The 12,505-nt window shown below is 62.8% G+C and carries 12 protein-coding genes; 7 read left to right on the top strand and 5 right to left on the bottom strand.

Annotated elements, in window-relative coordinates; genetic code table 11:
• Nucleotides 1-12 precede the first annotated feature (12 nt).
• From NKH19_RS19850 to NKH19_RS19820, 7 genes are all read left to right on the top strand, one after another.
• On the top strand, nt 13-618 hold the full coding sequence (locus tag NKH19_RS19850; RefSeq protein ID WP_352871729.1) for an ATP-dependent Clp protease proteolytic subunit: 606 nt from the start codon (nt 13-15) through the stop codon (nt 616-618).
• Between the two features lie 84 nt (nt 619-702).
• On the top strand, nt 703-996 hold the full coding sequence (locus NKH19_RS19845; RefSeq protein ID WP_352871727.1) for a hypothetical protein: 294 nt from the start codon (nt 703-705) through the stop codon (nt 994-996).
• 714 nt (nt 997-1,710) lie between these two features.
• Nucleotides 1,711-4,632, top strand: coding sequence for an excinuclease ABC subunit UvrA (gene uvrA, locus NKH19_RS19840; protein WP_352871725.1), 2,922 nt, complete (start codon nt 1,711-1,713; stop codon nt 4,630-4,632).
• Nucleotides 4,633-4,667: 35 nt separating this feature from the next.
• A complete protein-coding gene (locus NKH19_RS19835) occupies nt 4,668-5,105 on the top strand; it encodes a GNAT family N-acetyltransferase (protein WP_352871723.1) in 438 nt (145 codons plus the stop codon).
• Between the two features lie 2 nt (nt 5,106-5,107).
• Nucleotides 5,108-5,911 (top strand): DUF72 domain-containing protein, encoded by an 804-nt coding sequence (locus NKH19_RS19830; protein ID WP_352871721.1) that lies wholly within the window; start codon nt 5,108-5,110, stop codon nt 5,909-5,911.
• 143 nt (nt 5,912-6,054) lie between these two features.
• A complete protein-coding gene (locus NKH19_RS19825) occupies nt 6,055-6,312 on the top strand; it encodes a hypothetical protein (protein ID WP_352982673.1) in 258 nt (85 codons plus the stop codon).
• A gap of 107 nt (nt 6,313-6,419) precedes the next feature.
• Entirely contained in the window at nt 6,420-7,571 is a 1,152-nt protein-coding gene (locus NKH19_RS19820) for a GGDEF domain-containing protein (protein WP_352871717.1), read from the top strand.
• Nucleotides 7,572-7,622: 51 nt separating this feature from the next.
• On the opposite strand, the gene NKH19_RS19815 is transcribed toward NKH19_RS19820, so the two are convergent.
• The 5 genes from NKH19_RS19815 to urtB form a co-directional block, all read right to left on the bottom strand.
• The gene (locus NKH19_RS19815) at nt 7,623-7,799 is read right to left on the bottom strand and encodes a hypothetical protein (RefSeq protein ID WP_023759335.1); all 177 of its coding nucleotides are present in this window, start codon (nt 7,797-7,799) and stop codon (nt 7,623-7,625) included.
• A 270-nt stretch (nt 7,800-8,069) separates the two neighbouring features.
• Complete coding sequence (urtE, locus tag NKH19_RS19810) at nt 8,070-8,765, bottom strand: urea ABC transporter ATP-binding subunit UrtE (protein WP_109669216.1); 696 nt, start codon at nt 8,763-8,765, stop codon at nt 8,070-8,072.
• A 69-nt stretch (nt 8,766-8,834) separates the two neighbouring features.
• Nucleotides 8,835-9,581 (bottom strand): urea ABC transporter ATP-binding protein UrtD, encoded by a 747-nt coding sequence (urtD, locus tag NKH19_RS19805; RefSeq protein ID WP_352871715.1) that lies wholly within the window; start codon nt 9,579-9,581, stop codon nt 8,835-8,837.
• A gap of 6 nt (nt 9,582-9,587) precedes the next feature.
• The gene (urtC, locus tag NKH19_RS19800) at nt 9,588-10,820 is read right to left on the bottom strand and encodes an urea ABC transporter permease subunit UrtC (RefSeq protein ID WP_352871713.1); all 1,233 of its coding nucleotides are present in this window, start codon (nt 10,818-10,820) and stop codon (nt 9,588-9,590) included.
• Nucleotides 10,817-12,430 (bottom strand): urea ABC transporter permease subunit UrtB, encoded by a 1,614-nt coding sequence (urtB, locus tag NKH19_RS19795; protein WP_352871711.1) that lies wholly within the window; start codon nt 12,428-12,430, stop codon nt 10,817-10,819. Before urtB ends, urtC begins: the two co-directional genes overlap by 4 nt.
• Between the last annotated feature and the right edge of the window lie 75 nt (nt 12,431-12,505).

Genomic DNA, 12,505 nt, shown 5'->3' with positions numbered 1-12,505 from the left:
GGAGAGAAGATCATGAGCGGTGTTGCCAGTCTGGTGCCGATGGTAATCGAGCAATCGAGCCGCGGCGAACGCGCCTTCGACATTTTCTCGCGGCTGCTGCGCGAGCGCATCGTCTTCATCAATGGCGAGATCAACGACGACATCTCGGCGCTGGTCTGCGCGCAGTTGCTGTCGCTGGAATCGGACAATCCCGACAAGGAGATCTCGCTCTATATCAACTCGCCGGGCGGCGTGGTGACCAGCGGCTTCGCCATCTACGACACGATGCAATACATCAGCTGCCCGGTGTCGACCGTGTGCATGGGCTTTGCCGCCTCGATGGGTTCTTTCCTGCTGATGGCGGGCACACCGGGGCGTCGTATCTCGCTGCCGAACGCCACCATCCTGCTGCATCAGCCGCTGGGCGGGTTCCAGGGCCAAGCCTCCGACATCCAGCGCCATGCCGAGCGCATCGTCCAGACGAAACGGCACATGGCCGGGCTCTATGCGCAGCATTGCGGACGCACCTATGAGGAGGTCGAACGCACGCTGGACCGCGACCACTTCATGACCGCCCGCGAGGCCCAGACCTGGGGCATCGTCGACCACGTTTTCGACACGCGAAAAAAGGCGGCATAAAGCCAGGCCCGGCTTCCTGCCGGCTTTCGAAGATTTGATGATGCCGGTCTGGTCCCGTCGCCGGCACGCCACTATAGTCCTGGGATGATCGACACTCATCCACCCAGAACATTGCACCGTGTCATCGCCGTTGTAGCGCTCGTGTGCCTTTCGAGCGGCACGGCCTTCGCCGGCGACAGCTCGGCGCAGGCGCAAAAAGGCGCCCTGCCCGGCGTGGCCGGCGACTATCGCATCGCCAAGCCGGCTCCCGAACCCGACGATGCATATCCCGGCAACGGCAACGGCCAGTTCAAGATCGGCGATACGGATGTCAGGATTTCCGGCAGCATTACCGTCGATCTCGGAGCCGGCTCAATCGGGCAGCCCCGCCACCGATAGTGGTGCCGGCGTGCTGCGCTGGCATATCGCCAACAAGACATCCGCACATAAAACGGCCCCGCCGTGCTTTGCGCAAACGGACGGGGCCTTTTTGGATCTAAAATCCAACTTCTACCGGGGGCGTACTGCCGGCACAAGATTTCGGATGCAACGCGGCGTCAGCCGACGATCCGACTGCAGTCTCTGATTTTTACGGGGTATGGCAGGTCACGGTTTGTCGGGTGGCGCAAACGCTAAACCCTGGCACTTATGCCTGCCGCCGCTCCAGTAACGACTGGAACCCTGTGGGACGATCCGGTGGCGTCATAGCTCCGCTCCTTTTTGTCCATTGCGACGTTGTCGTCCGAAGCACAAATCGCTAATGCCTGCGGCATCTCGCAGGCCGCCTCTGGGCGGCGAGACCATCGAAAGACGGCCGGCTTCGTTGACTGCCGAAGCTTGCCTCCAGGAGCCGGCGCCCGTCAAGCTTCAATAGCCGGTTACCGAAAAATGTGATCGTCGGGAGGTTACGTGCAAGTCAGTTTTTGCACAGCTTTGTCAGGAGCGTGTTCGGTCTTTGTTCTTTCTACTTGCCCGTTCACGCGAAAGACGCTTAAACGGCTTTTGTCGGGAATTGTGGCGTCTCTCGACGTGGCGGCAAAACTACCTACATAGGGGATGGCTGGGAAAACCCGCCATTCCAGGAAATTCCAGATTCTGAGGCGGCGACCGGCGATGGCCGACCATAAATATCTTTCCATTCGCGGGGCGCGCGAACACAATCTGAAGAATGTCGATCTCGACCTGCCGCGTGACAGCCTGATTGTCATGACCGGCCTGTCGGGTTCCGGCAAGTCGTCGCTTGCCTTCGACACCATCTATGCCGAAGGCCAGCGCCGCTATGTCGAAAGCCTTTCGGCCTACGCCCGGCAATTCCTCGAAATGATGCAGAAGCCTGACGTCGACCAGATCGACGGCCTGTCGCCTGCCATCTCGATCGAGCAGAAGACCACCTCGAAGAACCCGCGTTCGACGGTCGGCACCGTCACCGAGATCTACGACTATATGCGCCTGTTGTTCGCGCGCGTCGGCATCCCCTATTCGCCGGCCACCGGCCTGCCGATCGAGAGTCAGACGGTTTCGCAGATGGTCGACCGCGTGCTGGCGGTCGAGGAAGGCACGCGCCTGTTCATCCTGGCGCCGATGGTGCGCGGCCGCAAAGGCGAGTACCGCAAGGAACTGCTGGAACTGCAGAAGAAGGGCTTTCAACGCGTCAAGGTCGACGGCGTCTTCTACGAGATCGCCGACGTGCCGGCGCTGGACAAGAAGTACAAGCACGACCTCGACGTCGTCGTCGACCGCATCGTCGTGCGCGGCGATCTGGCGACGCGGCTCGCCGACTCCATCGAAACGGCGCTGAAGCTGGCCGATGGGTTGGCGGTAGCCGAATTCGCCGACAAGCCGCTCGACTCCAGCCAGACCGGCGAGGATTCGGTCAACAAGTCGAAGAACGAGACGCATGAGCGCATCCTGTTCTCGGAAAAATTTGCTTGCCCGGTCTCCGGCTTCACCATTCCGGAAATCGAACCGCGCCTGTTCTCGTTCAACAACCCGTTCGGTGCCTGCCCGACCTGCGACGGTCTCGGCAGCCAGCGCGCCATCGATGGCAATCTGATCGTGCCGGACGAAAACATCTCGCTGCGCGACGGCGCCGTCAGCCCGTGGGCTAAGTCGACCTCGCCCTATTATGCACAGACGCTGGAGGCGCTGGGCAAGGCTTATGGCTTCAAGCTCGGCGACAAGTTCAGGGATCTGACCGAAGAGGCAAAGGAAGCCATCCTGCGCGGCACCGGAGAGCGCGAGATCACCTTCCAGTATGATGACGGCCTGCGCTCCTACAAGACAACCAAGACGTTCGAAGGCGTCATCCCCAATCTCGAGCGCCGCTGGAAGGAGACCGAATCCGCCTGGATGCGCGAGGAGATCGAGCGCTTCATGTCGGCCACGCCCTGCCCGGTCTGCAAGGGCTACCGCCTGAAGCCCGAGTCGCTTGCGGTGAAGATCGCCGGCAGGCACATCGGCGAAGTCACCGAACTTTCGATCCGCAAGGCCGACCAGTGGTTCACCGACCTGCCCGCGTCGCTCAACGACAAGCAGAACGAGATCGCGGTGCGCGTGCTCAAGGAGATCCGCGAGCGGCTGCGCTTCCTCAACGATGTCGGGCTCGATTATCTGACGCTGTCGCGCAATTCGGGCACGCTGTCCGGCGGTGAGAGCCAGCGCATCCGGCTGGCGTCGCAGATCGGCTCCGGCCTCACCGGCGTGCTCTATGTGCTGGACGAGCCGTCGATCGGTCTGCATCAGCGCGACAATGCGCGCCTGCTCGATACGCTCAAGCACCTGCGCGACATCGGCAACACGGTGATCGTCGTCGAGCATGACGAGGACGCCATCCTGCATGCAGACTATGTCGTCGACATGGGCCCGGCCGCCGGCATCCACGGCGGCGAGATCATTGCCCAGGGCACGCCGCAGCAAGTCATGGCCAACCCCAATTCGATCACCGGCAAATATTTGTCGGGCGCGCTCGAAGTGGCGACGCCCGGCGTGCGCCGCGAGGCGAAGAAGAACCGGCGCCTGAAGATCGTCGGCGCGCGCGGCAACAATCTGAAGAACGTCACCGCCGAAATCCCCCTCGGCACCTTCACCGCCGTCACCGGCGTGTCGGGCGGAGGCAAGTCGACCTTCCTGATCGAGACGCTGTTCAAGGCCGCCTCGCGCCGCATCATGGGCTCGCGCGAGCACCCGGCCGATCATGATCGCATCGAGGGCCTCGAATTCCTCGACAAGGTCATCGACATCGACCAGTCGCCGATCGGCAGGACCCCGCGCTCCAATCCGGCCACCTATACCGGCGCCTTCACGCCGATCCGCGACTGGTTCGCGGGCCTTCCCGAGGCCAAGGCGCGTGGCTATCAGCCCGGCCGCTTCTCGTTCAACGTCAAGGGCGGGCGCTGCGAAGCCTGTCAGGGCGACGGTGTCATCAAGATCGAGATGCACTTCCTGCCCGACGTCTACGTCACCTGCGACGTCTGTCACGGCAAGCGCTACAACAGAGAGACGCTCGATGTCCTGTTCAAGGGCAAGTCGATCGCCGACGTGCTCGACATGACCGTCGAGGAAGGCGTCGACTTCTTCGCCGCAGTGCCCGGTGTGCGCGACAAGCTCGATACGCTGAAACAGGTCGGCCTCGGCTACATCCATATCGGCCAGCAGGCGACGACGCTGTCGGGCGGCGAGGCGCAGCGCATCAAGCTCGCCAAGGAACTGTCGCGCAAGGCGACCGGCAAGACGCTCTACATCCTGGACGAGCCGACCACCGGCCTGCACTTCCACGACGTCGCCAAGCTGTTGGAAGTGCTGCACGAACTGGTCGACCAGGGCAACACGGTGGTGGTCATCGAGCACAATCTCGAGGTCATCAAGACCGCCGACTGGGTGCTCGACCTCGGCCCAGAAGGTGGCGACGGCGGCGGCGAGCTGGTGGCCTCCGGCACGCCGGAAGCGATCGTGCGCGAAAAGCGCAGCTACACCGGTCAGTTTCTCAAGGAGTTGTTGGAGCGACGCCCCGGAGGCAAGCGCGAAGCGGCGGAGTGATGATCCGACCGGTTGGCGCCTGGAGAGCTTTTTGAATGACAATCCGAAGAGCGCTTGCCGGTGATCTCCAAACTGTCGTGTCGCTAACCGAAGCCGCCTATACACCCTACAGCGCCCTGTTCGGTGCATCGCCGATCCCGGTCACCGAGGACTATGCGCCGCGCATCGCGCGTGGCGAGGTCTGGCTTCTGGAGAGCGGCGGCGAGATGGCCGGAGCGCTCACCGTGGAGCGGCATGACGATCATGCGATGATCTTTTCCGTCGCGGTTGCCCCGGCCTTTCAAGGCAAAGGCCTCGGCATCGCCCTGCTCAAACACGCCGACGAGCAGACGGGCCTCTGGCGCCTGCCCGAGGTGCGGCTCTACACCAACGCCAGGATGGAGCGGAACATCGCGCTCTATCTGGCCTATGGTTTCCATGAAACGGGGCCCGATCTTCTGAACTCGGCCAGATTTCTTCACTTGGGAGGATGACAATGAGCACATCGGGAACAATCCGCGCCGGCATGGGCGGCTGGACCTTCGAGCCCTGGGACACGTCCTTCTATCCCGACAAGCTGTCGAAGGCCAAACAGTTGCAATACGCCACCCGGCAGGTGCCGACCATCGAGGTCAATGGCACCTATTATTCCAGCTTCAAGGAGCCGACCTTCGTCAAATGGGCAAGCGAGGCGCCGGACGGTTTCGTCTATGCGCTGAAGGGCAACCGCTTCGTCACCAACCGCCGCGTGCTTGGCGAGGCCGGCGAATCGATGATGCGCTTCCTCGGCTCGGGTGTGGCGGCACTCGGCGAAAAGCTCGGGCCGATCCTGTGGCAGTTCGCGCCGACGAAAAAGTTCGATCCGGACGATTTCGAAGCTTTTTTGAAACTGCTGCCGGAAAAGCAGGACGGCGTCGCGCTGCGCCACGCGGTCGAGGTGCGCAACGACAGTTTTGTCGTGCCGGAATTCGCGGCGCTGGCGCGCAAGTACAAGGTGGCGATCGTCTATGCCGACCATGCCAAATATCCTGATATCGCCGACGTTACCGGTGATTTCGTCTATGCACGGCTGCAGACCGGCAGTGACGACAATCCCGACTGCTACACGCCAAAGGGTCTCGATGAATGGGCCGCGCGGGCAAAGGTCTGGGCGGCGGGCAAGCAGCCGGCCGACCTGCGGCGTGCCGATCCCGCTACCGATGCACCGGTCCAGCCGCGCGACGTGTTCGTCTACTTCATCACCGAGGGCAAGGTGCGCGCGCCGTTCGGCGCCATGGCGCTGATGAAGCGAGTGACTTAGAGCGGCGGGCCTCGGCCGGGCGCTTACTTTGTTGTTGGAACCTGCCCGGCATCTTGGCCGTTCTATCCTGCGGCGACGCGTGCGACCATCGCCAACGCTTAGCCACCGATCCCGCAAGTCCCTGCAAAGAAGGGAAAGGACAAATGGCTATCATCCTCCTCGGTGCATTGCTTACCGTCGCTGGCGTTGTGTACATGGCAGGCGCTGCCCTTCGGCGCGGACGGCTTAGCGATCCCGCGCCTGTGGTTCCGGATCGCCCGATACCAAACCTCGCAACATCAGGCCCGACGCTCGAGCCACGCCGGCGGGGGCTCGGTTTCCTCGGCCTGTCGCAGAATTGGCCAGGCCTGTTGATGATGGGCGTCGGCCTAGCCCTGCTGTTGTTGTCGGCGCTCTTCTGACACGCGAAATCTCGACATCTTCACTGATATCGTAACCTTATCGATACTTCCTTGCTGCATGAATCCATCTGGGCGCGGAGTTGCCCAGAGCGGGCAAGGAAGAGGGCATGTCACTCGACTACAACTCACTGCTGCTCGCGGTCGGCTTTTCCGCCGCCTGCCTCAGCCTGACGTTGTTCGGCATCTGGCTTACCGCGCGTTCCGAGAAATTCTTGCTGACCTGGGCGGCTAGCGTGCTGCTGGTTGTCGGCGACGTCTTTGCCTACAAAGCCTATATCGACCAGCCCGGACCGATGCTTGGCGTCGCCACGCTCACCCTGCTTCTGTTCGGTTTCTCGACCATGCTCGGCGCCGCCCACCAGTTCACGACAGGCCGCTCTCCGCTGCCGCGTATCGCGCTCGGCGCCAACATCTCGCTGGCCGTGGCCCTGCCGCCGATGGCGCTCGGCTATGACGGACTGGGCTTCATGCTGGAGAATTCCTTTGCCGCGCTGCTGCTCTTCGCCACCGCTCTCGAATACTGGAAGGGCCGCGTCGAATCCCCTGCCCCGATCATCGGGCTCGCCGCGCTCTATTCGATCACCGCCGTATCCTTCGTGCTGTGCGCCATGGTTCTGGCATCGGACGGCAAGCTTGTGCTCGGCCATGCGCCGAGCAACTGGGCCGAGGACCTCAGCCTCGTCATCGTCATCGCCTGCATGACCGGTATCGGTGCTCTTTCGCTGGCGCTCAACCAGGGGCGCCTGGCACACTATCACCGCCGCAATGCGCTGACCGATCCGCTGACCGGCCTTCTCAATCGCCGTGCCCTGTTCGACCTGCATGGCGATGCGCCGGTTGGCGCCTTCACGGCGGTGGTGGTGTTCGACCTCGACGGCTTCAAGGCCATCAACGACGAATTCGGCCATGCCGCCGGCGATGAAGTGCTGAGGGTGTTCGCCAGGGACCTCGCCGGCAATCTTCGCCCGGCCGACGTCGCCGCGCGCATGGGCGGCGAGGAATTCGCGCTCGTGCTGAAGCGGACCTTGCCCGAAACGGTGGAGGCCACCGCCGAAGCCATACGGGCAGTTTTCGCCGCGCGTCGCATCGAAACCGAGACCGGCTCGCTGATATGCACGGTTAGTGCCGGTTTCGCCTTCGGCACCAAGGAGGGCCTCAGCTTCGACAAGGTACTCAGCGCCGCGGACAAGGCGCTCTATGCCGCCAAGCGCGGCGGCCGCAACCGCGTCACCGCCTCGGCATTCCGGCGCGCGGGTTAGACCACGCGCATCGACGCGATGGCTACCGACCGGGACGGGCGAATGCGGTTCTTATGCCGCCATGACGATTTCATTGAAGGCATCCAGGTCGACATAGAAGACCTTGGTGATTTCCTCGATCAGGTCGTCGTGGCCGTAGCCTTGGGACTTCAAGATGTTGATGGCGGTGATGATATCGACGCGCTCGGTAAGCCGCCGCTTCTGGTAGTCCTCGACATAACGTTCCATGGCTGTCCCTTGGCCTGTGTGCCCAAACTCGTTTGAACGACAGAGATCGCAGGAGGGAAGCTAGGAAGCCTTGCTTGCGTGAACCTTGCCCGGTGCTAGCCGCGCCCTCGATCTGCGATGAACCAGACTGATACGGAAGCGGCCGACTCACAAAAGCCTTGGGAAAGACTAGCACGCAGCTTGTGGCGCACCAGTGACGCAGAGGGCTCGATCGGAGAAATATTGGCTTGCCAAGGACTTCTGATCGTCAACTGAAGTCCAGCGCCGATTCTACACCGTCAGGAACTTGCGAACGTCCGCCCTGTCGAGATCTTCCGCCGGGCCGGTATGGACGATCAGGCCACGGTCCATGATGTTGACCTCGTCGGCGAGTTCGCGGCAGAAGTCGAGATATTGTTCGACCAAAAGCACGGCGATGCCGGCCTGGTCGCGCAGATAGCGGATGGCACGGCCGATATCCTTGATGATCGACGGCTGAATGCCTTCGGTCGGCTCGTCGAGCACCAGCAACTTCGGCCGCATCACCAGCGCCCTGCCGATGGCGAGCTGCTGCTGCTGGCCGCCGGAAAGGTCGCCGCCACGGCGGCCGAGCATCTGCTTGAGCACCGGGAACAATTCGAAGACATGCGCCGGAATGTTGCGGTCGGCCCGCTTCAGCGGCGCGAAGCCCGATTCGAGATTTTCCCGTACGGTGAGCAGCGGAAAGATCTCCCTGCCCTGCGGCACGAATGCGATGCCCGACCGGGCGCGGTCATACGCCGCGCTCCGGTCGAGCGCCTTCCCCTCGAAGGCAACGCTTCCGCTCGTCAGCCGGTGGTGGCCGACGATCGATCTCATCAAACTGGTCTTGCCGACGCCGTTGCGGCCGAGCACGCAGGTGATCTTGCCCGCGCCTGCCTTCAGCGACACGCCGCGCAGCGCCTGGGCGGCGCCGTAGTGCAACGTGGCATTGGAAACTTCGAGCATGTCAGCGCCCTCTCCAGAACCTGAGAAACGACAGATCGAAGCGATGGAATTGAACCCGCCAGACCATGCTCATCTCCCCAGATAGACTTCGACGACGCGCTCGTCGGCCGACACGAAATCGAGTGTGCCTTCCGACAGCACCGAGCCCTCGTGCAGGCAGGTGACCTTGACGCCCAGTTCGCGCACGAAATGCATGTCGTGCTCGACGACGATGACTGAATGATCGCGCGCAATATCCTTGAGCAGCCGCGCGGTTTCCTCGGTCTCGGCATCGGTCATGCCGGCGACCGGCTCGTCGACCAGAAGCAGCTTCGGATCCTGCGCCAGCAGCATGCCGATCTCGAGCCACTGCTTTTGTCCATGGCTGAGATTGGCTGCCAGTTCGTTACGCTTGTCGCCAAGCCGGATGATGCCGAGGATGTGGTCGATCTGCCGCGTCTCGGCGGCCGAGCGGCGATGGAACAGCGCCGGAAAGATCGAGCGCGGACCCTTCAGCGCCAGCATCAGGTTTTCCTTGATCGTGTGGCTTTCGAACACGGTCGGTTTCTGGAATTTGCGGCCGATGCCCATCATGGCGATCTCGGCTTCGTCATGTTTGGTGAGATCCACCTCTCCGTCGAAGAAAACCTCGCCCTCGTCGGGTCGCGTCTTGCCGGTGACGATGTCCATCATCGTCGTCTTGCCGGCCCCGTTGGGGCCGATGATGGCCCGCATCTCGCCCTTGTCGAGCACCAGCGACAGCTTGTTGATGGCACGAAAGCCATCGAAGGAAACCGAGACGCCGTCGAGATAGAGGATCGTGTTCGACTTCGACATGGTCGCTCACTCCGCCGGCTGCGGTTCGGGACTGGTCGAGGACCAGTCGCCGGGCGTTCTCGCCGCGCTGCGAACGATTTTCGCTGGCGGCGGAACGACGGCATCGGTGCCCGCTTCCTCGGCAATCGAGGCTGCCCGCAACGCTTTGGCGTTGCCACGCCAGGAATCCCACATGCCGATGATGCCCTGGGGCAGCAAAAGCGTGACGGCGACGAACAGCCCACCCAATGCAAACAGCCAGAATTCCGGCAGCACGCCGGTGAACCAGGATTTGCCGGCATTGACCAGCAGCGCGCCGATGATCGGTCCGACAATGGTGCCGCGTCCGCCGACTGCCGCCCACACCACGACCTCGATCGAATTGGCCGGCTCGAACTCGCCCGGATTGATGATGCCGACCTGCGGCACGTAGAGCGCGCCGGCGATGCCGGCCATGATAGCCGAGACGGTGAAGGCGAACAGTTTTACATTCTCCGCCCGCCAGCCGAGGAAGCGCGTGCGGCTCTCGGCATCGCGCACCGCCATCAGCAGCTTGCCGTATTTGGAACCGACGATTGCCCAGGTGACGAAGACGGCGAGTGCGAGCATCACAGCACTGGCCGCGAACAGCGCCGAACGCGTCGCGTCGGCCTGCACGTTGAAGCCGAGAATATCCTTGAAATCGGTCAAGCCGTTGTTGCCGCCGAAACCCATGTCGTTGCGGAAAAACGCAAGCAGCAGCGCGTACGTCATCGCCTGGGTGATGATGGAGAGATAAACGCCGGTGACACGGCTGCGGAAGGCAAACCAGCCGAAGACGAAGGCGAGCAGGCCAGGCACCGCGAGCACCATGATCGCGGCGAACCAGAAATGGTCGAAGCCATACCAGAACCACGGCAATTCCTTGTAGTTCAGGAACACCATGAAATCGGGCAGGATCGGGTTGCCATAGACGCCGCGCGAGCCGATCTGGCGCATCAGATACATGCCCATCGCATAGCCGCCGAGCGCGAAGAAGGCGCCGTGGCCGAGCGAAAGGATGCCGCAATAGCCCCAGACAAGATCGAGCGCCAAGGCGAGCAGCGCGTAGCAGAGATATTTACCGGTCAGCGCCACGATGTAGGATGGGACGTAAAAGGCGCTGGTGGGAGACACCGCGAGATTGAGCACCGGCACGATGACCGCCACCGCCAGCAGGATGAGAATCGTGACGGCGATGCGGCGATCCGCGCCCGCGGCGAAAAAGCGTCCTGACATCATGCTTCCACCGCCCTACCCTTGAGCGCGAACAGGCCGCGCGGGCGCTTCTGGATGAACAGGATGATGAGGACCAGCACGACGATCTTGCCGAGCACGGCGCCGGCATACGGCTCAAGTAACTTGTTGACGATGCCGAGCGAGAACGCGCCGACCAGCGTGCCCCACAGATTGCCGACGCCGCCGAAGACGACGACCATGAAGCTGTCGATAATGTAGCCGCGGCCAAGATTGGGCGAGACATTGTCGATCTGGCTGAGCGCGACACCGGCGATGCCGGCAATGCCGGACCCTAGCGCGAAAGTCAGCGCGTCGACCCAGGGCGTCCTGATGCCCATCGAGGCGGCCATGCGCCGGTTGGCGGTGACGGCGCGCATCTGCAGGCCCCAGGGCGTGCGCTTCATCACGTAAAACAGCATGGCGAAGACGGTGAGCGCGAAAACCAGGATCCACAGCCGATTCCAGGTGATCGCAAGCTGTCCGACATTGAACGAGCCCGACATCCATGAGGGATTGCCGACCTCCTGGTTTGTCGGCCCGAAGATCGAGCGCACCGTCTGCTGCAGGATCAGCGAACCCCCCCATGTCGCCAGCAGCGTTTCCAGCGGCCGGCCGTAGAGGAACCGGATGACACCACGCTCGATGATCAGGCCAACCAGTGCCGCGACGAGGAAGGCGAGCGGCAGCGCGATGACCAGCGACCAGTCGAACAGGTCCGGAAAAGACGTACGGATCACCTGCTGGACGACGAAGGTCGTGTAGGCGCCGAGCATGACCATCTCACCATGCGCCATGTTGATGACGCCCATGACGCCGAAGGTGATGGCAAGCCCGATCGCCGCCAGCAGCAGCACCGAGCCGAGCGAGATCCCGTACCAGATGTTCTGGCCGGCTTCCCAGAAGGCCAGGGTCGAATTGATGGTGGCGATCGCGGCTGTCGCCGCTTGCTTGACCGCATCCGGAGAATTCGCCTCGACCGAAGTCAGCAACGAAACCGCATCACGGTCGCCCCGTGCACCGATGAGCGCAATTGCGGCGAGCTTGTCCGCGTCTGGTCGGTCGGAGACCAGGATGGAGGCCGCACGAGCCTGTTCGAGCAGAGCCTCGACGCTGGCCACGGTCTCGCTGGCGATCGCGGTGTCGAGCGGTTCGATGTTTGCGGCGTCGGGCGTCTTGAACATGGTATCGGCCGCCGCAATACGTACAGCCGGATCCTTGGCGCCAAGCGTCAGCATGCCCAGCGCATCGCGGATGGCGCGGCGCAGCGTGTTGTTGACCTTGATCTTGGTGATGTCGTCCTTGGCCGCCTCGCCCGATGCCTCGCCGCTCAGCGGATCGAAAAGTTGGACGCTCTCGCCCGCTTCCTTGCCGGCGAACACCAGGGAATCGGCCTTGCGGATGTAGAGGTTGCCGTCGGCGAGCGCCGCAAGCGGCCGCTCCACCGCCGGGTCGCCGGTGGCAGCCAGTTCGTGGACGACGGCTCCGATCTCAGAAAAACCCTTGGCCGTCGCGAATTTGGCGATGATGCCGCGCAGATCGGCTTCGCCAGCGCCCGATGACGACAGCGTCGCCAGCAGGAACAACAGCGTCAGGCCGGCGCGGATCAAGGTCATCGGCTTATGTTAACCCCTTGAAAGGTTTGAATTGGACGTCCCGACCGGGGGGGGAGCCCTCCGGACGCCCGCGGG

The organism is Mesorhizobium sp. M1338, from assembly GCF_040318045.1.
Taxonomy (GTDB): domain Bacteria; phylum Pseudomonadota; class Alphaproteobacteria; order Rhizobiales; family Rhizobiaceae; genus Mesorhizobium.
The sequence above is the reverse complement of the archived record's forward strand: the minus strand, read 5'-3'. Positions and strand labels throughout refer to the sequence as shown.

Coding starts and splice junctions, on each gene's coding strand:
- NKH19_RS19850 (WP_352871729.1), top strand. CDS start 13: ATGAGCGGTGTTGCCAGTCTGGTGCCGATGGTAATCGAGCAATCGAGC.
- NKH19_RS19845 (WP_352871727.1), top strand. CDS start 703: ATGATCGACACTCATCCACCCAGAACATTGCACCGTGTCATCGCCGTT.
- uvrA (WP_352871725.1), top strand. CDS start 1,711: ATGGCCGACCATAAATATCTTTCCATTCGCGGGGCGCGCGAACACAAT.
- NKH19_RS19835 (WP_352871723.1), top strand. CDS start 4,668: ATGACAATCCGAAGAGCGCTTGCCGGTGATCTCCAAACTGTCGTGTCG.
- NKH19_RS19830 (WP_352871721.1), top strand. CDS start 5,108: ATGAGCACATCGGGAACAATCCGCGCCGGCATGGGCGGCTGGACCTTC.
- NKH19_RS19825 (WP_352982673.1), top strand. CDS start 6,055: ATGGCTATCATCCTCCTCGGTGCATTGCTTACCGTCGCTGGCGTTGTG.
- NKH19_RS19820 (WP_352871717.1), top strand. CDS start 6,420: ATGTCACTCGACTACAACTCACTGCTGCTCGCGGTCGGCTTTTCCGCC.
- NKH19_RS19815 (WP_023759335.1), bottom strand. CDS start 7,799: ATGGAACGTTATGTCGAGGACTACCAGAAGCGGCGGCTTACCGAGCGC.
- urtE (WP_109669216.1), bottom strand. CDS start 8,765: ATGCTCGAAGTTTCCAATGCCACGTTGCACTACGGCGCCGCCCAGGCG.
- urtD (WP_352871715.1), bottom strand. CDS start 9,581: ATGTCGAAGTCGAACACGATCCTCTATCTCGACGGCGTCTCGGTTTCC.
- urtC (WP_352871713.1), bottom strand. CDS start 10,820: ATGATGTCAGGACGCTTTTTCGCCGCGGGCGCGGATCGCCGCATCGCC.
- urtB (WP_352871711.1), bottom strand. CDS start 12,430: ATGACCTTGATCCGCGCCGGCCTGACGCTGTTGTTCCTGCTGGCGACG.